The sequence below is a fragment of the Vibrio natriegens NBRC 15636 = ATCC 14048 = DSM 759 genome, from assembly GCF_035621455.1.
Lineage (GTDB): Bacteria > Pseudomonadota > Gammaproteobacteria > Enterobacterales > Vibrionaceae > Vibrio > Vibrio natriegens.
In genome coordinates this window covers 98,138-123,159 of record NZ_CP141822.1, presented here as the reverse complement: position 1 = coordinate 123,159, position 25,022 = coordinate 98,138, and the positions used below count along the sequence as shown (strand labels likewise).

At 45.6% G+C, this 25,022-nt stretch carries 23 protein-coding genes; 7 read left to right on the top strand and 16 right to left on the bottom strand.

Features of this window, described 5'->3' with window-relative positions; genetic code table 11:
- Positions 1-98 precede the first annotated feature (98 nt).
- From glnL to add, 4 genes are all read left to right on the top strand, one after another.
- Positions 99-1,145, top strand: a complete 1,047-nt coding sequence (gene glnL, locus VER99_RS00555; protein ID WP_014230519.1) for a nitrogen regulation protein NR(II) — start codon at positions 99-101, stop codon at positions 1,143-1,145.
- 50 nt (positions 1,146-1,195) lie between these two features.
- A complete protein-coding gene (gene glnG / locus VER99_RS00550) occupies positions 1,196-2,599 on the top strand; it encodes a nitrogen regulation protein NR(I) (protein ID WP_014230518.1) in 1,404 nt (467 codons plus the stop codon).
- 89 nt (positions 2,600-2,688) lie between these two features.
- Positions 2,689-5,235, top strand: a complete 2,547-nt coding sequence (gene gepA / locus VER99_RS00545; RefSeq protein WP_020336292.1) for a phosphodiesterase GepA — start codon at positions 2,689-2,691, stop codon at positions 5,233-5,235.
- A 147-nt stretch (positions 5,236-5,382) separates the two neighbouring features.
- Complete coding sequence (add, locus tag VER99_RS00540) at positions 5,383-6,387, top strand: adenosine deaminase (protein ID WP_020336291.1); 1,005 nt, start codon at positions 5,383-5,385, stop codon at positions 6,385-6,387.
- Positions 6,388-6,454: 67 nt separating this feature from the next.
- Here add and hemN read toward each other — a convergent pair whose 3' ends face one another.
- From hemN to VER99_RS00510, 6 genes are all read right to left on the bottom strand, one after another.
- Positions 6,455-7,846 carry an oxygen-independent coproporphyrinogen III oxidase gene (hemN, locus tag VER99_RS00535; RefSeq protein ID WP_020336290.1) on the bottom strand — a complete coding sequence of 464 codons (1,392 nt, stop codon included), beginning with the start codon at positions 7,844-7,846 and terminating at the stop codon, positions 6,455-6,457.
- A gap of 218 nt (positions 7,847-8,064) precedes the next feature.
- Positions 8,065-8,553: a DUF2489 domain-containing protein gene (locus VER99_RS00530; protein ID WP_014230514.1), complete on the bottom strand. Its 489-nt coding sequence runs from the start codon at positions 8,551-8,553 to the stop codon at positions 8,065-8,067.
- Positions 8,554-8,560: 7 nt separating this feature from the next.
- Complete coding sequence (gene yihI, locus VER99_RS00525) at positions 8,561-9,103, bottom strand: Der GTPase-activating protein YihI (RefSeq protein WP_020336289.1); 543 nt, start codon at positions 9,101-9,103, stop codon at positions 8,561-8,563.
- The gene (locus VER99_RS00520; protein WP_014230512.1) at positions 9,103-9,741 is read right to left on the bottom strand and encodes a class I SAM-dependent methyltransferase; all 639 of its coding nucleotides are present in this window, start codon (positions 9,739-9,741) and stop codon (positions 9,103-9,105) included. The genes yihI and VER99_RS00520 overlap by 1 nt, the downstream gene beginning before the upstream one ends.
- A 45-nt stretch (positions 9,742-9,786) precedes the next feature.
- Positions 9,787-10,056 carry a hypothetical protein gene (locus VER99_RS00515; RefSeq protein ID WP_020336288.1) on the bottom strand — a complete coding sequence of 90 codons (270 nt, stop codon included), beginning with the start codon at positions 10,054-10,056 and terminating at the stop codon, positions 9,787-9,789.
- 477 nt (positions 10,057-10,533) lie between these two features.
- Entirely contained in the window at positions 10,534-11,151 is a 618-nt protein-coding gene (locus VER99_RS00510) for a c-type cytochrome (RefSeq protein WP_014230511.1), read from the bottom strand.
- Positions 11,152-11,310: 159 nt separating this feature from the next.
- Here VER99_RS00510 and yihA point away from each other — a divergent pair, with 159 nt between their 5' ends.
- Positions 11,311-11,970, top strand: a complete 660-nt coding sequence (gene yihA / locus VER99_RS00505) for a ribosome biogenesis GTP-binding protein YihA/YsxC (protein WP_014230510.1) — start codon at positions 11,311-11,313, stop codon at positions 11,968-11,970.
- A 515-nt stretch (positions 11,971-12,485) separates the two neighbouring features.
- Here yihA and VER99_RS23040 read toward each other — a convergent pair.
- The 4 genes from VER99_RS23040 to hemB all read right to left on the bottom strand — a co-directional run bounded on the left by VER99_RS23040 (position 12,486) and on the right by hemB (position 17,785).
- Positions 12,486-12,533 carry a hypothetical protein gene (locus VER99_RS23040; protein WP_438356636.1) on the bottom strand — a complete coding sequence of 16 codons (48 nt, stop codon included), beginning with the start codon at positions 12,531-12,533 and terminating at the stop codon, positions 12,486-12,488.
- Between the two features lie 193 nt (positions 12,534-12,726).
- Positions 12,727-15,519, bottom strand: a complete 2,793-nt coding sequence (gene polA / locus VER99_RS00500) for a DNA polymerase I (protein ID WP_020336286.1) — start codon at positions 15,517-15,519, stop codon at positions 12,727-12,729.
- Positions 15,520-16,148: 629 nt separating this feature from the next.
- Positions 16,149-16,583, bottom strand: a complete 435-nt coding sequence (locus VER99_RS00495) for a GNAT family N-acetyltransferase (RefSeq protein ID WP_020336285.1) — start codon at positions 16,581-16,583, stop codon at positions 16,149-16,151.
- A gap of 140 nt (positions 16,584-16,723) precedes the next feature.
- Positions 16,724-17,785 carry a porphobilinogen synthase gene (hemB, locus tag VER99_RS00490; RefSeq protein WP_031779279.1) on the bottom strand — a complete coding sequence of 354 codons (1,062 nt, stop codon included), beginning with the start codon at positions 17,783-17,785 and terminating at the stop codon, positions 16,724-16,726.
- Positions 17,786-17,969: 184 nt separating this feature from the next.
- Here hemB and VER99_RS00485 point away from each other — a divergent pair, with 184 nt between their 5' ends.
- Both VER99_RS00485 and VER99_RS00480 read left to right on the top strand, forming a co-directional pair.
- Positions 17,970-18,743 (top strand): TatD family hydrolase, encoded by a 774-nt coding sequence (locus VER99_RS00485; protein ID WP_020336283.1) that lies wholly within the window; start codon positions 17,970-17,972, stop codon positions 18,741-18,743.
- Between the two features lie 94 nt (positions 18,744-18,837).
- Positions 18,838-20,040, top strand: a complete 1,203-nt coding sequence (locus tag VER99_RS00480; RefSeq protein ID WP_020336281.1) for a cation:proton antiporter — start codon at positions 18,838-18,840, stop codon at positions 20,038-20,040.
- 356 nt (positions 20,041-20,396) lie between these two features.
- On the opposite strand, the gene tatC is transcribed toward VER99_RS00480, so the two are convergent.
- The 6 genes from tatC to ubiE all read right to left on the bottom strand — a co-directional run bounded on the left by tatC (position 20,397) and on the right by ubiE (position 24,986).
- Positions 20,397-21,143, bottom strand: a complete 747-nt coding sequence (tatC, locus tag VER99_RS00475) for a twin-arginine translocase subunit TatC (protein WP_014230503.1) — start codon at positions 21,141-21,143, stop codon at positions 20,397-20,399.
- 67 nt (positions 21,144-21,210) lie between these two features.
- On the bottom strand, positions 21,211-21,609 hold the full coding sequence (gene tatB, locus VER99_RS00470) for a Sec-independent protein translocase protein TatB (RefSeq protein WP_014230502.1): 399 nt from the start codon (positions 21,607-21,609) through the stop codon (positions 21,211-21,213).
- Positions 21,610-21,612: 3 nt separating this feature from the next.
- The gene (gene tatA, locus VER99_RS00465; protein ID WP_014230501.1) at positions 21,613-21,879 is read right to left on the bottom strand and encodes a Sec-independent protein translocase subunit TatA; all 267 of its coding nucleotides are present in this window, start codon (positions 21,877-21,879) and stop codon (positions 21,613-21,615) included.
- A gap of 49 nt (positions 21,880-21,928) precedes the next feature.
- Entirely contained in the window at positions 21,929-23,563 is a 1,635-nt protein-coding gene (ubiB, locus tag VER99_RS00460; protein ID WP_020336278.1) for a ubiquinone biosynthesis regulatory protein kinase UbiB, read from the bottom strand.
- Entirely contained in the window at positions 23,560-24,195 is a 636-nt protein-coding gene (locus tag VER99_RS00455; RefSeq protein ID WP_020336277.1) for a ubiquinone biosynthesis accessory factor UbiJ, read from the bottom strand. Before VER99_RS00455 ends, ubiB begins: the two co-directional genes overlap by 4 nt.
- 11 nt (positions 24,196-24,206) lie before the next feature.
- On the bottom strand, positions 24,207-24,986 hold the full coding sequence (gene ubiE / locus VER99_RS00450; protein ID WP_014230498.1) for a bifunctional demethylmenaquinone methyltransferase/2-methoxy-6-polyprenyl-1,4-benzoquinol methylase UbiE: 780 nt from the start codon (positions 24,984-24,986) through the stop codon (positions 24,207-24,209).
- Positions 24,987-25,022 lie beyond the last annotated feature (36 nt).

Below are 25,022 nucleotides of genomic sequence, written 5' to 3'. Positions count from 1 at the left end.
GCTTTTCACTTTTTCTTCTTAGTTTTATTGGCCATACTCAATGTTCTATTGCACCATTATTGTGCGTCGCACGATCTTAACGCAAACAAGGACATAATGTGGATACCAATCTTCCAAGTGCCATTCTCAACAATATGGTTACAGCAACGCTGATTCTCGATGATGGGTTGGCGATCCGTTATGCCAACCCAGCAGCGGAGCTGTTGTTTTCACAAAGTGCTAAACGCATCATCGAGCAGTCGTTGTCTCAGCTTATCCAACATGCCTCGATGGATTTGGCGCTGCTCACTCAGCCTCTGCAGAGTGGCCAAAGTATCACCGACAGCGATGTCACGTTCATTGTCGACGGAAAGCCTTTGATGCTGGAAGTGACGGTGAGCCCGATAACCTGGGAAAAGCAGCTTATGCTTTTGGTCGAAATGCGAAAGATCGACCAGCAACGACGACTCACTCAGGAGCTCAACCAACACGCGCAACAACAAGCAGCCAAGCTTCTTGTGCGTGGTCTGGCGCATGAAATTAAAAATCCGTTAGGTGGGTTGCGGGGGGCAGCACAGCTACTGGAAAAAATGTTGCCAGATCCATCCTTAACGGAATACACCCATATTATTATCGAACAAGCCGATCGATTGAGGGCCTTAGTCGATCGCCTGCTTGGCCCTCAAAAGCCAGGTAAAAAGACACAAGAAAATCTCCATCAGGTTCTGGAAAAAGTCCGCCAATTGGTCGAACTGGAGTCGCAAAACTCTATCACTATCGAGCGAGATTATGACCCAAGCCTGCCTGAGATTTTGATGGATGCAGACCAAATAGAGCAAGCAATGCTGAACATCGTCAGCAACGCAGCACAAATTCTGGCGTCTCAAGAGCACGGCAAGATCACCATTCGCACCAGAACAGTGCACCAAGCAAATATTCATGGTAAGCGCTGTAAATTAGCCGCGCGGATTGAGATCACCGATAACGGACCGGGCATTCAACCTGAATTACAAGATACGCTGTTTTACCCAATGGTCAGTGGCCGAGAGGGCGGTACCGGACTCGGACTGTCTATTTCACAGAATTTGATCGACCAGCACAACGGAAAAATCGATGTTGAGAGCTGGCCTGGCCACACCAATTTCACAATTTATTTGCCGATCTGACCAAGTTTAGCTTTGGGTCAGTTTTACGGTTTTGCTGCAAGGACTAGTAGATGAGTAAAGGATATGTTTGGGTCGTTGATGACGACAGTTCAATTCGCTGGGTGATGGAAAAAACCCTTTCTTCAGCCAATATTAAGTGCGAAACCTACGCTGATGGGGAAAGCGTATTAATGGCACTAGAACGCGAAGTTCCTGACGTTCTGGTTTCAGATATACGTATGCCGGGCATCGATGGCCTTGAGCTTCTCAAACAAGTTCAGCGCGACTACCCGGACTTGCCCGTCATCATTATGACCGCTCACTCCGATCTGGACGCGGCAGTTAATGCGTATCAAAAAGGCGCATTTGAATACCTGCCAAAACCGTTTGATATCGATGAAACCCTGACTTTAGTCGAGCGCGCTATCGCTCACAGTCATGAAAATAAACGAGTGCAGATATCACCAGAAGACATCCCTGCCGAAACACCAGAAATCATCGGTGAAGCACCGGCGATGCAGGAAGTGTTTCGCGCGATTGGCCGCCTTTCCCGCTCTTCAATTTCAGTATTGATCAATGGTGAGTCTGGTACCGGTAAGGAGCTTGTGGCTCACGCGCTGCATCGACATAGCCCTCGAGCCAGCAAACCTTTCATTGCACTTAACATGGCAGCAATCCCGAAAGACCTGATCGAATCCGAATTGTTTGGCCATGAAAAGGGCGCGTTTACCGGCGCGAACAATGTTCGCCAAGGCCGATTCGAACAAGCGAATGGCGGTACGTTATTTTTGGATGAAATCGGTGATATGCCGCTGGATATCCAGACTCGCTTGCTACGCGTTCTCGCTGATGGTCAGTTCTATCGTGTCGGTGGCCATTCGCCAATCAGTGTCGATGTCCGTATCGTTGCCGCAACTCACCAAAACCTGGAGAGACTGGTACATGAGGGTGACTTCCGTGAGGACTTGTTCCACCGCTTGAACGTTATTCGGGTACAAATTCCAGCACTTCGTGAACGTAAGCAAGACATAGAGAAACTAACTCAGCACTTCCTGCTGCGCGCTGCGGACGAGCTTGGCGTAGAAACTAAAACACTGCATCCTTCTACCGTAGAAATTCTCAACCGATTGGACTGGCCGGGCAACGTGCGTCAGTTGGAGAACATTTGTCGTTGGTTGACCGTTATGGCTAGCGGTAGTGAAGTATTACCCAACGACCTGCCTTCAGAACTGCTGCAAGAAAAGAAAACTATCTCAGACTCTACGCAAGGCAGCTGGCAAGAACAATTGGCGGACTGGGCACGTCAATCATTAGCAGCAGGCGATAAAGAACTGCTTTCTTACGCATTACCAGAATTTGAACGCATTTTATTGGAAGCCGCGTTAGAACACACTAAAGGTCACAAGCAAGATGCCGCTAAAGTACTAGGCTGGGGACGTAATACGCTCACCAGAAAATTAAAGGAGTTGTACTGACACTTTGATTAATAATACAGCATAGCTGTCATCTAGTATTAATAAACGTATCAGTACAATATGGCGCACCACCCTTTTGTGATTAGACAATGTCTACTGCTACGACTCAAATTACACTACGTACCGCTGTACTCATCCCATTTGTGATGATTTTCTTATTGGCTATCAGTGTAATGGTCTACGTCCAAAAGCAGAACTACGAAACGGTGGTGACCGATATCAGTGATAAGCAACTGTCGGTTTTGACCGAGAGTGTCCACGAGCATCTTAACTGCTTTCTAAATGAGCCTCTGGCTGCCGTGACAACACTCGCCCATAGTGTGAATCATCACAACCTCTTCCACCCTATCGATTCCCATGAGATCCAAACCTACTTACTGAGCACGTTCGAGACCCTTTCTGAATCTATCCCACAGCTGGATGTGATAGCCTTTGGCTCTGAAAGTGGCGACTTTACCGGTTTTCGTCTGGAGCCTTCTGGCAACTACACTTTAATGCTTCAAAGCCAACAAACCGGTGGTGATCTGGTAATCTACGAAACCAGTCTGGTCAGTGACGATATTCGTTCAGTCATTACTTCTTATGACCCGCGCAACCGCCCTTGGTACCAACCGGTAGCCACAAACCAAAGACCAATGTGGTCAGAAATTTACAGTAACTCCGATGAACGCCAAGAGATTACTTTGTCAGCGATGGCACCGGTGTATCTTAAACAAGAGTTAGCGGGAGTATTGGTCGCCGATGTCCGGCTGAATACTTTTAACAAGTTTCTACGCGAAATAGCACAAAAGACAAAAGCCTCTGTCTTTATCATGGATCAGGAGCATCGCTTGGTCGCGCACTCCGAATCCGGCAGTGTCATATCGTGGGGCACTCGCTTCTCCGATAAAGGACAGCGCTTATTGGCCTCTGAGAGCACCAACCCAATCATTCAATCCAGCGCCACTCGTGTCCGCTCATTCGATCTTTTCCACACCACGCAAACTTTTACCTTTGTCTTTGACCACAACGGACAACGTATCTTCAGCCGACTCACACCCTATGAAGACCCCAACGGGATTAAATGGTTTATCGGTACCTCTATATCTGAGGCAGAATTGCTCGGTGTGCTGCCAAACAGTCAGGAAAAAAGCTGGCTTGTGGGCATCATTGTCAGCTTAATCGGCATTGCGATCTGCTGGGTCATTTTCAATCGCATCACAAAGCCAATTAATACCACTGCAGCTGCAGCACTCCAGTTGGCTAAGGGCGATTGGAACAGCAGCCTCCCCAAGCCGGGCTATGTGTATGAGACCACGGTACTTGTTCAGGCATTTAATGAAATGACCGCAAATTTAAAAGCATCATTTACCGCTTTACGAGAGCAGTTGGTTTATGACTCACTTACACGTTTATACAGCCGCCAAGGGTTAGTAGAAATGTGTACTCAGCAACGCTGCCAGTGCCAAGGAACGCTATTTTTGCTCGGCATCAACCGATTTAGGGACATAAATGACAGTGTCGGCCACCATAATGGCGATCAACTACTGATAGACATAGCGGAAAGGCTGAAACAACAATTTCAAGATGATACTTTGCTGGCCAGGATCGGTGGAGACGAGTTCGCCATTTTTGTATCCAATGTACACAACAGCAATGACGTTCGGCTCATAGAGCGTCGTTTACAGCAACTCTTTGCGACTCCGTTCATCACGCAAGAAGAAGCCGTCATCATGAAAATCTCGCTTGGTATTGTGCAAAGTAAGCAAGGCGAAGATATGTCTTTATGGTTGCGTAATGCCAGCATTGCACTGAGTTACGCCAAACAAGATTCTCTCACAAATGTTTGCCATTACAGCCCTGAACTCGCCAGTGCTTCTAAATTCCGTACTCAGATGCTAACTAAGATTCAAACCGGAGTGGAAAACCGAGAGTTCATTCCGCATTATCAGCCGATTATCGACTTGGCAACTGGCAATACCTGTGGTGCCGAAGCTCTGGCGCGCTGGCAGAGTGAGTCAGGCATGGTTTCACCGTTGGATTTTATTCCCATCGCAGAAGAGAGCGGGATGATCAAAGCGATTGGTCAACAGATTCTGTTACAAGCCTGTCGCGATACCTACAACGCCATAGAAAATAAGCAGTGGCCATCAGACTTCCAACTGCATGTAAATATCTCGGTTAACCAAATTTCCTGTCCGGACTTTGTCGATAGCGTCACGCGTGTGCTAACAATAACTAAACTCCCAGCCAGTAACCTGACTCTGGAGATCACTGAATCGCGCATCATCGATAGCGGGCCGACAACGCTAGACAACATGAAAAAACTCCGCGATATGGGCATAGGCATCGCGATAGACGATTTCGGTACAGGCTATTCGTCTCTGGGCTATCTGCATACCCTGCCCTTTACATGTCTGAAAATCGATCGCACGTTCGTCAACCAATTGAGCCAAGAGAATCTAGAGCGATCTGTGGTTGCAGCCGTGCTTAATATAACGGCTGGACTTAAAACCAGCGTCGTCGCTGAAGGGGTAGAAAACGCCTCTCAAGCCCAACTGCTTCGTTCAATAGGATGCCATCAGGTGCAGGGATTTTATTACAGCCGCCCTATGCCACTGGAAGAATGGCCAACACATTTAGTTAACATGGAGTAGAAAAGAGCGAGAATCGTTGATTTCCTGGTCACGCTCTACTGACAATCAACCAAACTGTTAATTATACTTAATTGCAAATCTTCCCAATGTATTGTCACAGATGATGTTTGGGCCTTGTTCCAGTTCATAACTATCCGGATCAACACAATGATAACTAAGAACCTTCCTCTTACTGATTTGCACCGCCACCTTGACGGCAACATCCGTACCCAGACCATCCTAGATCTTGGCCAAAAATTTGGGATGACACTGCCTGCGTACGACGTTGAATCTCTCACGCCACACGTTCAGATTGTTGAAGCAGAGCCTTCTCTCGTTGCTTTCCTCTCAAAGCTTGATTGGGGCGTAGCGGTACTGGGTGATCTAGACGCGTGTCGTCGTGTTGCGTACGAAAACGTGGAAGATGCGCTTGACGCTCAAATTGATTACGCGGAATTACGTTTCTCGCCTTACTACATGGCAATGAAGCACAACCTGCCAGTAGCCGGTGTCGTTGAAGCAGTCGTCGATGGTGTTCAGGCTGGTATGCGTGATTTCGGTGTAAAAGCTAATCTGATTGGCATCATGAGCCGTACATTCGGTATCGATGCTTGCCAACAGGAATTAGACGGTATCCTTAGTCAGAAAGACCACATTGTGGCAGTTGACCTTGCAGGTGACGAACTAGGTCAACCGGGTGATCGTTTTGTTTCTCACTTTAAACAAGTGCGAGACGCGGGTCTTCACGTGACTGTTCACGCTGGCGAGGCTGCTGGTGCAGAAAGTATGTGGCAAGCAATCAACACGTTAGGTGCAACGCGTATCGGTCACGGTGTGAAAGCGATTGAAGATCCAAAATTGATGGATTACCTAGCAGAAAACCGCATTGGTATTGAATCTTGCCTGACATCGAACATTCAGACCAGCACCGTTGCTTCTCTTGCGAATCACCCGCTAAAACAGTTCCTTGAACATGGTGTTCTTGCGTGTCTAAACACCGACGACCCAGCGGTTGAAGGTATTGAACTGCCTTACGAATACGAAGTTGCAGCACCAGCTGCAGGTTTAAGCCAAGAACAGATTCGCCAAGCGCAAATCAATGGCCTGGAGTTGGCATTCTTGTCAGACTCTGAAAAAACAGAGCTGAAAGAAAAAGTTAAACATCGCGTTTAATTCCGCGAAAAATCATAAAAAATGCCAGCATCTGCTGGCATTTTTTGTATTCGGAATCTCTCTAATTCTAAATCACTCGAGAGAACTGCTGCTGACGAGCCTTCGCACGGAGGTACTTATCGAAACTCATACAGATGTTACGGATAAGCAGGCGACCGCGTAAAGTGACACGAATTTCGTTGTCATCCACTTCGACCAGCTCATCATTAATGAAGGTTTGTAACAGCTCCAAGTCTTCTTTGAAGTACTGATTAAACTTAACCTTAAACTCCGACTCAATGGCTTTTTTATCCAGTTTAAAGTTACAGATCAGTTGCTTAATCACTTCGCGGCGTAGTAAGTCATCCGCATCCAGCGAGACGCCTTTCCAAAGCGCATGACGCAGGTCATTCACCTGAGCGTAGTATTTCTTCAACTCTTTTTGGTTCTGCGCATAAGCGTCACCAATCATCGAGATAGCCGAAACACCAAAGCCGACTAAGTCACACTCACCTTGTGTGGTATAACCCTGGAAGTTGCGATGCAACACACCTTCTCGCTGAGCAACCGCAAGTTCATCATCGGGCTTAGCAAAGTGATCCATACCGATAAACTGGTAACCGGCATCGGTTAACGTTGCGATGGTATCTTGCAAAATCGCCATCTTTTCTTCGGCTTGAGGCAGGTCTTCATCTTTAATCTTACGCTGAGCGGCAAACAGCTGCGGCATGTGGGCGTAGTTAAATACCGACAGACGACCCGGCGACATTTCAAGCACTTGCTCCAGTGTCTTAGCAAAAGACTCTTTGGTCTGCTTCGGTAAGCCGTAGATTAAATCCAGGTTTGTCGAGCGGAAGCCCAAGTCTTTCGCTCGTGCCACCATATCAAAAATGAACGTTTCATCCTGCTCACGGTTAACCAGTTTCTGCACTTCTTTGTTAAAGTCCTGAACGCCGATACTTAAGCGGTTAAAACCTTCGCTGCGCAGGTGATCCAGCATAGTGAGTTCAATTTCTCGCGGGTCAACTTCAATGCTGATTTCGGCATCATCACTGAAGAAAAATTCCTGGCGAAGCAGGTTCATCACACGTGTGATCTGTTTTTCAGATAGGAACGTTGGTGTACCACCACCAAAATGCAGTTGCGTTACGGTTCTGCCCACCAGCAAAGACGCGCGTTGACGAATTTCGTGCTCTAGAACATCGAGGTACTCATCGGCTTTATGCGAGTGACGAGTAATCACCTTATTACAACCACAGTAGTAACAAAGCTTGTGACAGAACGGAATATGGATGTATAACGATAACGGCCGATCAGGGTACTGAGCACATGCCATATCATAATCAGAGATAGTAAATGCTTCGTGAAACTCCAATGCTGTCGGGTACGACGTATAGCGAGGACCGGAATAGTTGTACTTATCCAATACTGCTTGATCCCAAACGATTTGTTGTTTCGATTCAGTGTGTTGATTCGACATGGTGGTACTTTCCGTTAAATGTTAGGGCAACGAAAGCCGTCACCCAATATTCAGAGCTGCTTATTTTGCCACACGACAAAGATAACCGCGGTAATACCTTTTGGCTTTTTAATTATAAAACCAAAGAAGTGCTAGCGTGATCACGATAACCCCAGCTGCCACAAGAGCATAACTGGGGTGAAATTACTGACTCAAGCAATCAAGTAACGTTCTGGTGACTAGATCATCTGAATATTAATTTGATTATTCAGTGGCTGGACGTTTTTCTTCAACAATTCGAGCTCTTTAACGATCGACTCGGTTAAGCGACTTTCCGCTTTCTGACGAGTCAGATTCTGCTGCATACGCTCTTTTTTGGCTAGTTGCTGGCGATCTTCACCGCGCGCCATATCTTTCACAATATGGTAAAGCTCAGAAATTGCAGGATACGTTTTGTCGAAATCAATGCGGTCTTCACCCTGAACATAATCCATGATGCAGTAGACACGAATACTGATTTCCGACAAATCGCACTGGCCTTGAATGCCTGCCTGACACAAGGTATGCACGTTCTCAAAAATGTTGGCGTTACGTTTATCAATCGCCAGTTTTTGATGCTTCAGCTGCAATTCCTTTTGCTTTTTCAATTGAAGCAGAAGGTAACCTGCATAAGAAGCCAGAGCGATAATGATCACCGCCCCTGCAATTGCTAATAAGGTTACGTTCATCGCTTAATTATCCTTTGTAGTCGTCAAAGTTGATATCATCAAAATCCGCAAGAAGATCATCGTCATTACGAGAACCTTTCGCAGCAGGAGCAGTAAAGTCCTCCTCTTCTTCAGGTTCTAACAGACCAAGTTGGTCCATCAACTTCTCGATGCGATCCAGCTTCTCGTCTACGTATTTTTGTAGACCAGTACCCAGATTCTCACCTGCTTCGATACGATCCAACAACACATTCAATTGTGCATCGTTTTCCAGCATCTCCAGCTCTTGTACCGCAGACAGACGACGTTCTTGCTTGGTCATCTTCTTCGCTGGCTCAACAATCAGAGGGATCTTCTTCTTGCTGCCTAAACGTGGGTCACGATTTTGTGCAGCGGCGCGTTGCTTCTGCTCATTCGCGTCTGAATTACGGTTACCCGTTTTCAAACCTTTGCGCTTTTTCGCACGCTTACGTAAACGGCCTTCCACGTCTGATTCAGTACGGTTACGAGTGACAATAATATCAGGTGCGCCTGCGGCACCCGGCTTTCTAGATTTTTTACTACGGCTCATTACTGGGTCTTCCTCAGTAAAATTACATCATTACCAATAAATTCAAGTTCGAGCTTATCCCGCTCAGCTAGGAACTGGAACGTCTCACGGCTAAAAAACACCACATGCGTTGGGTCGTTCTTATAATGCCACGATTTGAAAGCCTCTGCGTCGATGACCATTTTTGTCATCAGGCCAATCCAGCCCCCTGGCTTAACTAAATTCAACCATTGCTTCCACACCATATCTGGGTGGTAGAGGTGTTCAATCACCTCTGTTGCTGTCATGAAGTCATACTGCTTTTCTAGCACCGATGTATCAGGGTGGTAATAAAGGTCATATAACGCCATGCTGTGGCCCGTTTCTTCTAACATCAGAGAAAGTGTCGGGCCCGGACCACAACCAAAGTCGATTCCGTTCGATTGTGGAGAAATTCGCTCTGTCATTGGATCAGCTATTCGCGACAAAAAGCGTCTGTATCCCATATCTTCGGGATTGTTCTCATGCAAATCATAGTGAGCTTTTTCGGTATCTGCATCCAAACGTTGGTCTGGATTTACAAACACCAAACGGCACTGTTCACATTGAAGATACTCGCGACGCTTATCTTCAAAATAATGGTGAGTGTGCTGATTGTGGCATAAAGGACAGGTATGCATGCTGACTTCCTCAAACAGGGATGCGAAACATACCAGAAACTGAACTCAGATTGGAGTGTTACTGAGCATTTTTTCAGCAGTTTTTACTAAAAAACTCTGATTCTGATGCGACATCATCTCCTGAGAGAATTTCGACGTCGAATTTATTGTGAAAGAAATAAAAAAAGCGGCAGTTAAACTGCCGCTTCCTAATGCCATCTTATGTGGCGAAACTGTGTTGCACGCATTGAGTGCACCAATAATCCTTTTGTTTTTCGAGCTTTCCTTGCCAAAAAGTGTTGTTTTCCATCTTCCTGATGAATTTTGGCTATCCATTAACTTCCTGTCTTCTGGGCTACTTCCTGTGCCTGATCCTTTTCACTGTCTTAACCGTCAGACGAGATGACCATCCTTATCCGGCAGGCTCCCTGCCTACCCAAGTCCTTTTGCAGCAACCAAGCATCCCTAGCTTGAATCCCTGAGACCGAAACCTTGGTCTAAATTTCCCTTTGTTCACCCCCCTGTGAACAGCTTCTACTTTACGCCGATCAAACCTTGCGACAAGGCGAGCACAGAAAAAAACTACAGCATTTTTCCTGTTACAGACAAAAGATATTACTAATCATAATGTTAAGGTTAACCGAAGAGAAAAAGGCAACAACAAGTATGGCAAATGTCTTACAAGCTACCGAGCTAGATATCTATTTAGCCACTTACCTCTGGTGTGAGCTAAGTCACCAACAAAAATGCCCCGACGAATTCGCCGGGGCATTTTTGAATAACATTGCTCGAACTATGTAGGGTTATCAGTTATCAGTGCAGACCGCCAACATATTGCGACAGAACTTCAATATCTTCATCTGTCATCTTCTTCGCGATATCACGCATCATGGCATTCATATCGTTACCACGGCTACCATCACGGAATTTAGTAAGCTGAGCTTTGATGTAGTCAGCATGCTGACCAGAAATTTTAGGGAAACCTGAAAGCTCAGTACCGTTACCACGAGCACCGTGACATGCAATACATGCCGTTAGACCACGCTCAGCATCACCAGCGGTGTAGAGCACTTTGCCTTTCTCAACAACGTTTTCAGGTGTTGAGTTCTCTGACGTTGGCAGAGACGCAAAGTATGCGGATAGATCTGCGATGTCTTCATCACTTAGCGGCATTGCCATACCACTCATGACTGGATCGTAACGACCTTGCTTACCACCGCTTGTCATACCTAACTTAAGATCTTGCAACTGTTTTTCAAGATACTTAGCGTGTTGACCAGCGAGTTTAGGGTACATTGCGATTGCACTGTTGCCATCTGCACCATGACAGGCGACACAGGTTTGTGATTTTGCTTTACCAGCCTCAATACTACCTTGGGCCCATACTGAGCAGCTGGCTAAAACACTCAAAATTAGCGCTAATTTCTTCATGACATTCCATTATAATTATCAAGCTTCCAGTACCACGGAATGTGAACATACCGTGTACACTCATGGTACAATAGGCGACCTCATGCCGAGCACGGTTATTTTACACAATTTCACAAAAAAGTAATCAATCGACTACACAAAGTCGAGATGGAGTTAACAGTGAGCGTAAAAATTCATTACCAAAATACGCATTTCATCACCAGCGCACCCGATATTCGCCACTTGCCGGAGGACGAAGGTGTCGAGATTGCGTTTGCAGGACGCTCAAACGCTGGTAAATCGAGTGCACTTAACCGTCTGACTAACCAAAAAAGCTTAGCCAAGACATCAAAGACACCGGGTCGTACCCAGTTGATTAACCTTTTCAAGGTAGAAGAAGGTTGTCATATCGTCGATCTACCGGGATACGGCTTTGCTCAAGTCCCAGTTGAGATGAAGAACAAATGGCAGAAATCTTTGGGCGAATACCTTCAGAAACGCGAGTGTCTAAAAGGCTTAGTGGTTTTGATGGACATCCGTCACCCAATGAAAGATCTCGACCAGCAAATGATTTTTTGGGCTATCGACAGCCGTATTCCAGTGCAAGTGCTGCTGACCAAAGCAGACAAACTGAAAAGCGGTGCCCGTAAACAGACACTACTGAAAATTCGTAAGCAAGTTGAAACTTTCGGTGGTGATGTAGACGTGGACGTATTTTCGTCTCTGAAAGGTTTAGGTGTTGATCAGCTGCGTGCCAAACTGGACACCTGGTTTGCGCCTGCACTGGCACATCTGATTGAAGAAGACGAATTAGAAACGCCAGAGAGCAATGAAGAATAATTAACAATTCTTGTTAAATTTTTGCGATAGCCCTGCCAACCCGTTGGTGGGGCTTTTGTTTATCTAACGAATAAGAAAGGAAATGACAGAAATAAAAATCCCCACCTTCCTGGCAGGGATAACGGGAGAGAAAACTTGGTAGTTGTTATTATGCTGTAAAGCATTACTGAACTATCAAATGATTTCAATAGCATAAAAAGCCTTCAAATTTCCCCACTATAGTCTCCCCGCCATATTCAATCACAATAAAAATGATAAAATTCAAAACCTTAAAATAAATACAACTGTGATTATTAACGACTTAGTTTCTGTGGAGAAAAAATCAGAATGTGACTGGCGTAAATTTACAGGACGTAGAGAACGGCTAAATGCAGAAAAAAGTGAGGTTTTGTAAGGAGTTAAAGAAAGGGGGAGGTTGATGAAAAGCCAAAAAACTATATGTGATTGTTCTTTAACATATTTTTCTTTGACCCAATAAAAAACGCCCCAGTCAAAAACTGACTGGGGCGGCTGAATCAGCCTAATCCAATAACGTGAAACAAAAGGTCTGAAAGATAGAACATCTTACCTCTGTACCCTACGAGTATTAATGTACAACAATTGGTCAGAATTGCAAAGAATTTTTGTAGTTTTTTTTCATTAAAGTTTTATTAAATGACAGCAAATCTAAGACTGCCATGTCTTTTTTAATCGCAAAAAAAAGCCAGCGTTTGTGCGCTGGCTCATAATAAATTAGACAAATCGATTTAAAAATGACTAGTGAGCCTGATCCCAGTTGTCACCATGACCAGCTTCAGCAACCAGAGGCACTTTCAGCTCTGCTGCAGATTCCATCAATTTCTGTACTTTACTTTCAATTTCGGACAATGATGACTCTTCAACCTCAAATACCAGTTCATCGTGTACTTGCATCAAAAGTTTCACTCGACCGTCACCTTCAGCCTGAATCCATTGGTCAACAAGTAACATCGCTTTCTTGATGATGTCTGCCGCTGTACCTTGCATTGGCGCATTGATCGCCGCACGTTCTGCTGCTTTACGACGCATCCCGTTACGAGATTTAATCTCTGGTAGGTGTAAACGACGACCAAAGATGGTTTCAACATAACCTTGATCGGCTGCAGCACTGCGCGTGTCTTCCATATACTGCATCACACCTGGGTAACGCTCGAAGTACTTATCCATGTAGGTTTGTGCTTCTCCACGTGGGATGCCTAACTGTTTCGCTAAGCCGAACGCACTCATACCATAGATAAGACCGAAGTTAACCGCTTTCGCTCGGCGACGCTGTTCACTAGAGACTTGATCAATGCCCACGCCCATGATTTCAGCGGCAGTGGCTGCGTGAATGTCTTTACCATCGCGGAATGCATCAAGCAGAGCCTGGTCGCCAGAAAGGTGAGCCATAATGCGCAGTTCGATTTGTGAATAGTCGACCGCCAGGATTTTGTAACCCGTCGGTGCAACAAATGCCTGGCGAATACGGCGTCCTTCTTCATTACGAATTGGAATATTTTGCAGGTTTGGATCGGTTGATGACAAACGACCAGTCGCCGTTACCGCTTGATGGTAAGAGGTATGTACGCGTCCTGTGGTTGGATTAATCATCTTCGGCAGCTTATCGGTGTAAGTCGATTTAAGCTTTGCCAGACCACGGTATTCAAGAATCAGTTTTGGTAATGGGTAGTCTAGAGCCAATTCTTGCAGGACTTCTTCGTTGGTCGAAGGCGTGCCAGATGGTGTCTTTTTCACTACCGGTAAACCCATTTTCTCAAACAGGATAGCTTGTAACTGCTTTGGTGAGTTCATGTTGAACTCTTGCTCTGCAATTTCGTAAGCTTTTTTCTCAAGCTCTTCAAGGCGAGCGGCGATTTCTACCGACTGAGCGCTCAGCTTCATGTCATCAATCAATACCCCAGTGCGCTCGATACGAGAAAGCACAGGAACAAGCGGCATTTCGATATCTTCGTACACCGATTTCAGCTTTTCGTCTTGTTCAATATTGGCAAACAGACGATTGTGCAGACGAAGAGTGACATCTGCATCTTCTGCTGCGTATGGGGACGCTTGATCGAGTTCAATTTGATTAAAAGTAAGCTGCTTTTTACCTTTACCTGCAACTTGCTCAAAGGAGATGCAGCTATGCTGAAGGAAACGTAGCGCTAAGCTGTCCATATCATGTTTGCCGCCTACGCTGTTGTATACGTAAGAAGCCAGCATGGTATCGTGCTTAATACCTTTCATCTCAATGCCGTAGCGAGCTAAAACAGATGCATCATATTTCAGGTTCTGGCCGACTTTCGCTTGCGACTCATCTTCTAAGATAGGTTTTAACTGCTCTAACACCCAGTCGCGGTCTAGCTGCTGCGGTGCATCAAGGTAGTCATGAGCAACAGGGACATAAGCTGCGATGCCTTCGTCTACCGCAAACGAGAGACCAACCAGATTCGCTACCATGTAGTCGAGGCTGTCCGTTTCCGTATCGAAAGCAAACAATTCAGAGGCTTTTAGTTTTTCTAACCAAGCATTAAAAGACGCTTCGTCTAAAATGGTTTCGTACTGACTGCGATCAATCGTCACTGCTGACGTTTCCATCTCAGCATGAGAAGAAGCTGATGATGCACGTGCAGACCCAGCCATTTCGACCGCTTCTACAGCGCCTGAGCCGCCTTCTAACAGCTCATTGAGCCAAGACTTAAACGTCAGTTGACCATATAACTTGATCAGCTCGTCTTTGCTTGGTTCTGCTTTGAGCAGTGATTCCGGCGTTTCTTCCAGTTCAACATCGAGCTTAATAGTGGCGAGTTCGTACGACAACATTGCATTTTCTTTGTTGTCGACGAGCTTCTTCGCCATGGTTTTTGAACCACGGAAACCCAGTGGAGCAATATCATCTAAGTTTTCGTAAAGCTTCGTCAGGCCGCCGATACCTTGCAACAACGCAGTTGCAGTTTTATCACCCACGCCCGGTACACCCGGAATGTTGTCGACTTTATCGCCCATTAACGCCAGGTAATCGATGATCAACTCCGGTGGAATACCGAACTTTTCAATCACACCTTCACGATCCATCACAACATTGGTCATGGTGTTGATCAGGGTGATATTGTCATCCACCAACTGCGCCATGTCTTTATCACCAGTACTGATCAATACTGGCATGCCTTTTTGTGATGCCTGATAAGCCAAAGTACCAATGACGTCATCCGCTTCTACGCCAGGAACACAAATTAATGGCAAGCCCATCGCGCGAATCACATTATGTAACGGCTCGATTTGGCAACGAAGATCATCCGGCATTGGCGGACGATTCGCTTTGTATTCTGGATACATATCGTCACGGAAGGTTTTACCCTTCGCGTCAAAAACCACTGCAATACGATCAGACGCAAACTGACGCATCATACTGCGTAGCATGTTTACGACACCGTAGACGGCATTAGTTGGTATTTCACCATTACTCATTGTGCCTGGGTAGGCGTGAAAAGCGCGATATAGATAAGAAGAACCGTCGATAAGAATCAGCGGATTTTCAGGAATACTTGCCATAATTGTCTGTATCCAAGTCAGTACTTAATAGATCTGCTTAGGATGCCATGACTACTGATCCGAATCTATCTTGTTCGCTCGATCCAGATCGCGTAAATATTTCGAGCTGATACACTAAAACTCAACCCCTCCTGTGGATAACTCTGTTTATATTATTTATCCACTGGTTATACAAGATTACAAAACAAAGAAAATAACCAAGTTAAGTTACTAATAATATTAAATAATTTTATTTTAAGATGAAAAGATCAACGATCTGAAAATGATCATCAAATGTGGAAAAGTTATGAATCGTGGCGTCAAATGAAATCGTAGAAAAGAAAAAAGCGACCCAATTGGGTCGCCTAGCAGAAGTGGTAAAGCAATTTTTTATCAAGCTGCTTAACCAAGAAGCTATAAATTACACTGGAAGCAATGTGAGCAATGTCGTGTCAAAAAGAGTTCGTGCAAGTTCTTGGAAACTGTTTCATCACCTTCTCAACACCAGTTAATCAACTTCTGTTAATCAACAACTATTAATAAGTAAATCAACGTCCTTGTGAACCATTCCTCATTCCCTAAGACAGGATTAATAATAATGATTCTCATTTAACTGTCAAGAATTAAATGAGAAAAAATCTCATTTAATTTCATATTGCTTTAATGAAGTGTACTCTAGATTCGCGAAGATTAACGTTTTCATCAAACTTTTCAATGAGATAACCATTTCTCAATAACAATCTAAGCATAGCTGGGAATTGGTTACGAGACTTCACTTTAAGGGTTTTATAACCTTGCTCAGCCACCCACTCTTCTTGGGCCTCTAACAGCATTTGTGCAACCCCTTCATTACGAGCCTGAGGAGCTACACCACCAAACCAGCTGTAAAAAGTATCATCATCCAATTCATAACCAATTTTGAAGCCTAAAATCGAACCGTTCTTCTCAGCCACTAGAATTAAGCTGTTTTTATCGCCGAGACGCTGTGCCATAGACTCCATTGTTTCTCCATTGGCAAACTCTTTTACGTGAGTTACCACCTGAAGTGCCTCTTCCAACGTGCCTTCACGAATCAGCATTGTCATTGTTCTCTCCCCAGAAATTTAATACCCAAGCACCTTGGACTGCTGCTATGTAAATAAGCCATATTTGATCCGCCAGAGGTTACTTGGGTATATACAGACGAACAACTATTGTCGGTCTGGTTTTTCTCACTAAGCGATAATTACTCTTCTGTCGCTTCCTGAGACATATTTAGATATTGAGCCGCTTGAGCGTTTTCTTCCGCTAACCACTCCGCCACATCTTTGGCAAAGTAAGTCAGGATGCCATCAGCGCCCGCACGTTTGAAACATAGCAATGATTCCATCACCGTTTCACGCTCTTTTAACCAACCGTTTAGAATCGCCGCTTTATGCATCGAGTACTCACCCGACACTTGGTAAGCAAATGTCGGCACCTGCAACTCAGTCTTCACACGGCGTACCACATCCAGATAAGGCATCCCCGGCTTAACCATTACAGAATCGGCACCTTCATTGATATCCAGCGCGACTTCGTGAATCGCCTCATCAATATTCGCCGGATCCATTTGGTAGTTTTTCTTATTGCCACCTTTAAGGTTAGACGAAGAACCGACCGCATCACGGAATGGCCCGTAGTAGTTCGAAGCGTATTTCGCAGAGTAAGCCATGATTTGCGTATGAATATGTCCTGCTTCTTCCAGCGCTTCACGGATTTTACCAATACGTCCATCCATCATGTCTGATGGCGCAACAATATCAGCACCCGCTTCTGCGTGAGACAACGCCTGTTTAACCAATACTTCAGTCGTTTCATCATTCATTACATAGCCGTCTTCATCAATGATGCCGTCTTGGCCATGCGTGGTAAATGGATCCAGCGCAACGTCGGTAATAACACCGATTTGAGGGATATGCTCTTTAAGAGAACGCACTGCACGCTGAACTAAACCTTCTGGGTTGTAGGCTTCAGTCGCACATAAGCTTTTCGCATCCTGGTTTACGACAGGGAAAAGTGCGATTGCAGGTACACCTAGATTTGCAAGGTATTGCGCTTCTTCTAGCATTAAATCAATAGACAAACGCTCTACACCCGGCATGGACTCTACGCTTTCACGACGATCTTTGCCCATCAGAATGAACATTGGGTAAATCAAATCATTAACAGAAAGTTGGTTCTCAGCCACTAGACGACGGCTAAAGTCATGCTTACGTAAGCGACGCATACGGCGTGCAGGGAATGGACCTTGAATTGATACAGACACCATTTTCTCCTTGTCTGGACGGTTATGATGATCAAATCATCTGGTGGATAAAATCATATCACTCTTGATGCACTTTGCGGGTGACAATCTGGAAAAAGGCGCGGAAAAAAACTGAAAATGACCCCGCCCTCACACTCAAGTATACTTCTCACAAGACCTAAAAAACGAAGCACAGAGACGAACCATGATCGATACCCACGCGCACATATACGCCAGCGAATTTGATAATGACCGCGACGAAGTTGTAGAACGCGCACGAGAACAAGGCATTAATAAGATTTTGCTGCCAAACATCGATCTGGAGTCGATTGAGCCGATGCTGCAAACCGAACAGGCTTATCCTGAAGTATGCCATTCGATGATGGGCCTTCACCCATGCTATGTGGATGATAATGTTGAACAAACTCTGGAAATCATTCGCGGTTGGTTTGAGAAACACAATTTCATCGCTGTGGGAGAAATTGGTATCGATCTGTACTGGGATAAAACCTACCGAGCTGAGCAGGAAATGGCATTTATTACCCAACTTAACTGGGCAAAAGAGATGGACTTACCTGTTGTGATCCACACTCGTGATTCCATCGAAGAAACATTAACTCTGCTACGCCAGGAGCAAGATGGCCGCTTGCGTGGCGTATTTCATTGTTTTGGTGGCAGTTTAGAAGAAGCAAAAGCGATTAACGAGTTGGGCTTCCACCTCGGCTTAGGTGGCGTATCAACTTTTAAAAATGGTGGGATGGATAAAGTTATCCCTCACCTCGATATGCAGTGGGTCATACTGGAAACTGACTGCCCTTACTTAGCGCCAGTCCCACATCGCGGGAAACGCAACGAGCCAGCCTACACTTCTCTCGTTGCCCAGCGTATTGCTGAACTGAGAGACTTAACCATTGAAGAAGTAGACACAGTGACGACAGCGAATGCCGAATCCCTGTTTAATTTACCTTCAACTCAATAAGTTACTCAGCAACAAACTAAAAACTTTGCGATAGCTATTGCTACACTGATACCAAAGTTGTTCAAAAATCAGCATGACGTACAAGGAAGTACTTATGGATTTGGAGCGTATCTATTTTGTTATCAGCATTCTCGCTGGAATTGTGTTCTTATATACCCTGATAGCAAAGCGCATCGAAAACTCCGCAATATCTGGACCGATAGTTTATGTCGCTCTGGGATTGCTGCTAGGTGAATATGGTCTGGGGATAATCGGATTATCAGCAGAAGCCAATGACTTAAGACTGCTAGCCGACCTGACGCTGGCTTTAATTCTTTTCTCAGATGCCGCTCACTCCAATCTCACCGTATTAAAACAAAAAGCCGTTTATCCAGTCCGGATGCTCATGTTTGGACTGCCGGGCGCGATTATCTTGGGAACATTCGTCGCAGTTATTCTGTTTGACGTCTTATCGATTATAGAAGCTGCCATCCTCGCTACTATGCTCGCGGCAACCGACGCGGCACTGGGCAAAGCCGTCATATCAAACCCGAAGGTACCAACTCCCGTAAGCGAAGGACTCAATGTAGAGAGCGGACTTAATGATGGTCTGTGCGTCCCAATCCTGTTGCTTCTCATCGCCGTGGAAACCAGTACTACCCATGCTGATATCAGTACGCGTCATGCTTTGATGGTGTTTGCTGAAGAGCTGGGTATAGGCACACTGGTTGGATTGTCGCTAGCCTACATTGGCGCCAAGCTACTCTACTGGAGCGCGAAGAAAAAATGGCTCAGTGAAATTTGGGTTCAGCTGACAGTGGGCGCTATTGCCCTGACCAGCTTTGGTTTAGCGCAAACTCTACACGGCAGTGGTTACATTGCGGCATTCACAGGTGGGCTTCTGTTTGGTCATCTTGCTTCTCGCCATACTCACAAACTGGTATTGACCACTGAGAGCCTCGCCGAGCTATTAGCCATGCTGACTTGGATTCTTTTTGGGGCGGCTGTTGTGGGGCAAGTTCTCGGGCTTTTCTCCATCAACATGATGGTATACGCCCTCATCAGTTTAACGCTGATTCGAATGATCCCTATCTATCTCTCTTTTATCGGCACTTCCGTACCCGCCCGTCACCGCTGGTTCATGGGCTGGTTTGGTCCGAGAGGTTTAGCGAGTATTGTATTTACCATCATCGTCTTAGATGCGGAGTTACCAGGGGGACGCTTTATTGCATTAACCGTAGCTTGCACTGTAATACTAAGCCTTGTTTTACATGGCATCACGGCAAGGGCACTGTCAGAGCGTATTGGAACCGATTGATTTTGCTTTAAAAATAGCCTCTTACTGAGTATTTCATAAAACAAGCAAGCCCTATTTAACAATCACCATCACACAACATCGTTTCAAACCCATTAACCCCTTAATTTTGGAACCAACTTCACATAATATATTTGTTAAAAATCATAACAAAAATAGGAATTTTTATGTGTCAGCATGGTATTTACTTACAACGTCAGCGCCGAACCTTCTTTCAAAAGCTCATAGGAATCAAAGAAATATATGTATGTTCGAACTGTGGCTACGTACTAAAAGTCAAGTAATGACGCTTTAGTACTCACGATCAAAAAGCGGCTCTGGAGAGCCGCTTTTTTACTGATAGTTTTACGAGCCTGAGACTACTCTTCTGTTTCGTCTTCCTCATCTTTGCGTGTGTAGAAACGCGCAAACAGCAAACCAACTTCAAACAGCAAACACATTGGAATAGCCAGCAGAGTCTGGGAAATCATATCCGGTGGCGTCAACACCATACCAACAACAAACGCTGCAACGATGATGTATGGGCGTTTTTGCTTTAAATCCTGTGGTGTTGTTGCACCCGTCCAGCACAGTAGAATGATCGCGACCGGTACTTCAAAAGCAATGCCAAACGCCATAAACAGCGCCAGTACAAAATCCAGATAGCTGGAAATGTCAGTGGCAAACTCTACACCACCAAGCGAAATCGCGGTGAAGAAGCCAAACACGAGCGGAAATACAACAAAATACGCAAACGCTACACCGCAGTAGAACAGCAAAGAGCTGGAAAACAGCAACGGCATGATCAAACGACGTTCGTGCTTGTATAAGCCTGGTGCCACAAATGCCCACACCTGATACAAAATAAATGGCACGGCAACAAATACCGACGCAATCAGAGTCAGTTTAAGTGGCGTAAAAAATGGTGACGCAACATCAGTTGCAATCATCGTCGCCCCTTCAGGCAGACGTTCTACCAAAGGTGCTGAGATAAACTCGTAAATATGGTTAGAGAAATAAACTAGCCCGACAAACACCACCAACACTGCTAATATTGAACGCAGTAGTCGGTTGCGAAGCTCCAACAAGTGACTAATTAAAGGTTGTGTCTGCTCGACGGTAGACATGGCAAACCTCTTTGTAAAAACCAGATCAAAAAGGAGCTACTTATCCTAGCAGCTCCTCCTAATGAGACTATTCGGCTTTTTTATCTGCCGCTGTAACCTTGATATCTTCCGCTTTCTCTACCGACTCAACGACAGGCTCTGCTTTCACAGGCTTAGTATCGGACTCAGTTTTTTCCGCGTAAGGGCGGTTTACAGATTGCGCAGCTTGTTTAAGTTCTTCCACAGAAGACTTCAATTCAGGGGATAAATCTTTCATCCCCATTTGCTCAGCTTTGCGCAAGTTCTCTTGCAGCTCTTGGACTTTCAGCTCGTGTGACAATTCGTCTTTGACGCTATTTGCCATACTCTTAGCGGCACCGACAAAGCGGGACACGCTGCGAATAGCATGAGGCAAACGCTCCGGTCCAAGAACGACCAGACCAACAACAGATATTAATACCAGTTCCCAAAAACCGATATCAAACACGTTTTACGCCTGCTCTTTGTCTTTTTTCGTTTCAGGTGCAGCTTCTTTTTGTTGCTGCGTCTCTAAACTTTTTGGCTCGAAGTCTGCGTCTTTAGCGTCTTTAGCGTCTTTAGCATTTTTCGCAGCATCTTCGTCATCGCTCATTGCTTTTTTGAAGCCCTTAACGGCACCGCCTAGATCACCACCGATACCACGTAGCTTCTTGGTTCCGAATAGTAATACAACAATTACAGCAATGATTAGAAGTTGCCAAACACTGATACCACCCATTCTTTTTACCTCGGGTCTTTAAACAAAATGTATTTCAAGAGTTTACCGTCTATCGACGATAAGCTCGCCAACTAAACAGCCAGAATGTGACACCTGCAATCCCACAGGCGAACGATAGCTGCTCATAAGCGTTATCCACCAATATTGCCGAGCATACGACTAAAGTGGCGCCAACACCAAATAAAAACTTACCTGTCGCCTGCTGTCGCTTACTTTGACGGTAGCCCTGATAAAGCTGATCCATACGTTGGTTCATCGCCTTACCTTGTTTGAGACTATCATAAAGCAGCTCTGGCAATTCCGGTAACTTCTCCGCCCAAAATGGTGCGCGATCTTTAATGGCATTCACTAAAGCTTGCGGACCGACTTGATTCATCATCCATTCTTCAAGGAATGGTTTTGCGGTTTCCCACAAATCAAGCTGCGGATAAAGTTGTCTGCCAAGCCCTTCCACGTACAGCAAGGTTTTTTGCAGCAATACCAGTTGAGGTTGAACCTCCATATTGAAACGACGTGCAGTATTGAACAGATTCAATAGCACGTGACCAAAGGAGATTTCACACAGTGGCTTAGCGAAAATTGGCTCACAAACAATGCGAATCGCAAACTCAAATTCGTCAACATTGGTATCTGCCGGCACCCAACCTGAGTCCACGTGCAATTCCGCCACTCGACGATAATCACGATTGAAGAACGCAAGGAAGTTTTCCGCCAGATAACGTTTGTCTTCACTATTAAGTGTACCAACGATCCCACAATCTAACCCAATCCACGTTGGGTTTTCTGGGTGATCAGGTTTAACGAACACATTACCGGGATGCATATCGGCATGAAAGAAGCTGTCTCTGAACACCTGAGTGAAGAACACACTCACGCCGCGTTCAGCCAGCAGTTTCATATTGGTGCCATTTGCTATCAAGCCTTCTATATCAGAAACTTGAAAGCCATATATTCGCTCAGAAACCATGACAGTTTCATTACTGAAGTCAGGAAAAACTTCAGGAACGTATAATTCTTCGCTATCTTCGAAATTTCGACGCAATTGAATCGCGTTAGCCGCCTCACGACGCAGGTCGAGTTCATCGAGAAGCGTTTTCTCGTATTCACGAACAACTTCGACCGGTTTTAAACGACGTGCTTCAGGCATTGCCCCCGCGACTATACGTGCCATTCGGTGCATCAGTTTTAGATCGGAATCAATAACTGGGCGAATATCTGGGCGAATGACCTTTAATACCACTTCTTGGCTAGTGTCTTTGAGTCGTGCAGTGTGCACCTGAGCAATAGACGCAGAGGCCAGTGGTTTAATATCAAACTCGGTAAACCAGTTTTCGAGCGGACCACCTAACGCCTTTTCCATTTGTTGTTTCGCTAGTTCACCATCAAATGGGGCAACCTGGTCCTGAAGCAACGCAAGGGGATCGGCGATATGAGGCGGGAATAAGTCACGGCGGGTCGACATCATCTGACCGAACTTGATCCAAACCGGACCCAGCTCTTGTAACGCTAAACGAAGGCGATCACCTAATGGCTTCTCGGGGTGTTTATTTTTAATCCAGAACAGGCTTTTGCGCATCCAAAGCGGCGCTTTCGTCAGTTGATGCTCCGGCAACAACTCATCCAGCCCATATTCCAGTTGTACTTTAACGATGTGATATAAGCGCTTTATTTCTGCTGGAGTCATGGTTTCTCCAACCCAGGCTTATCCGCATCTAACTTATCAAGCAGAGCATTCAGACGAGCTTCCACTCGTGATGCCTGACTGCGTACTTCGTCCACTTGATCGCAAAAATGTGCGACTTCGAGCGGCGCTGGCGCGAATTTCCACTCTTCTGTCATCACCTGCGCTAGATGTCGCTGGTGTTTTTCTGCTTGAGAAACGAAAAAGTTACCGACGTTTTTTGAACCCTGCACGACCGTATGGGCTACAACATCTCCAGTCACTCGCGACAGCCATTCTTCAATGTCTGGTTTGCAATCTACCATCAGCTGAGAGAATTTTTGTGCCAGTTGAATATCGCCTTCCAACTCAAGCTTATCTTGCTTGATAAGACGGGTGATGTTGGCTTGATCTCGCAATTCCGGCAACACACTCAGGTTGAGAGACAAATAACAGTCAGGATGACCTTCATAGTTACCCAAAACATCAATCTGCTGACTAAAAACAAAGGTCAGCGTCTTATTGATTTCTTTCAGGTGGACTTGAATAACCTGGCCTTTCAGACGTGCTAAACGACGACCTAGAGCAGGATCGTCTTTAATCAGTGTGTTCAGCGACGTTTCAATGACGGCAGTAATAAGAGGTTCAAATGGCATGCCGTTAACCCTTAGAATTTGTAGCCGCGGTGCAGCGCCACAATACCACCCGTTAGGTTGTAGTATTTGGTGTTTTCGAAGCCCGCTTCTTGCATCATGCCTTCCAGAGTGTCTTGATCTGGGTGCATGCGGATAGATTCTGCTAGGTAACGGTAACTTTCTGCATCGTTCGCGACCAATTCGCCCATTTTTGGCAACAGATGGAACGAGTATGCGTCATAAATTTTCGATAATGGTTCGATGACTGGTTTCGAAAATTCCAGTACCAATAGACGGCCACCCGGCTTAAGAACGCGGAACATCGAACGCAGCGCTTTGTCTTTATCCGTTACGTTACGCAGACAGAAGCTGATAGTAATCACATCAAAATAATCATCTGGGAACGGCAGTTCTTCTGCGTTCGCCTGAACGTAATGCACATTGCCCACAATACCATTATCGCGCAGCTTATCGCGGCCGACATTCAGCATTGAGTTGTTGATATCCGCCAGAATCACATGGCCCTGATCGCCGACGATTCGCGAGAATTTTGCTGTCAGGTCACCAGTACCACCGCCAAGATCCAGAATGCGCTGCCCCGGGCGAGCACCACTACAATCGATAGTGAAACGCTTCCACAGACGGTGAACGCCTCCCGACATCAGGTCATTCATGATGTCGTACTTTGCTGCCACGGAGTGAAAAACTTCGGCAACTTTAGTTACTTTTTCTTCTTTCGCCACGGTAGTGAAACCAAAGTGGGTGGTTTCGTTCTCTAATGCATTATTGGATTGCAAGCTTGTGTCCGTCATTCTAATTCCTCTTAGGCAGCACGTTTCACTGCTGGG